We start from the raw sequence: 326 nt of genomic DNA on the forward strand, positions 1-326 counted from the left end.
ACTTTGCCACCGCTTTAAGCGGTGTTTGTACTACCTCACTTACCCTTAAAAGGGTCCGAATATTCCACACTTGTTAGCTTATCCATTGCTATATCATGTTTCTCTTGATCTCGGATATCCTTCTTCATTCAATCTAACTGTACTCACATAGTAGCCTTCAGCCCCAAAATGTCAGTTCCCATATTTGTATTTTAAGTTTGCATGTCGATCAAACATCATTAATGCACTTTTCCCTTTTAAGTATCCCATAAACTGCGATACACTTAGCTTCGGCGGAATACTTACTAACAAGTGCACATGATCTGGCATCATATGACCTTCAATTA

General features: G+C 38.7%; 1 pseudogene. It reads right to left on the reverse strand.

Going from position 1 to position 326, the window contains the following annotated elements:
- Positions 1 to 35 precede the first annotated feature (35 nt).
- Positions 36 to 326, reverse strand: a pseudogene (tnpA, locus tag H5S10_RS00175) (IS200/IS605 family transposase); the annotation flags it as partial.

Origin of the sequence: Limosilactobacillus balticus (genome assembly GCF_014145615.1) — a bacterium.
Lineage (GTDB): Bacteria > Bacillota > Bacilli > Lactobacillales > Lactobacillaceae > Limosilactobacillus > Limosilactobacillus balticus.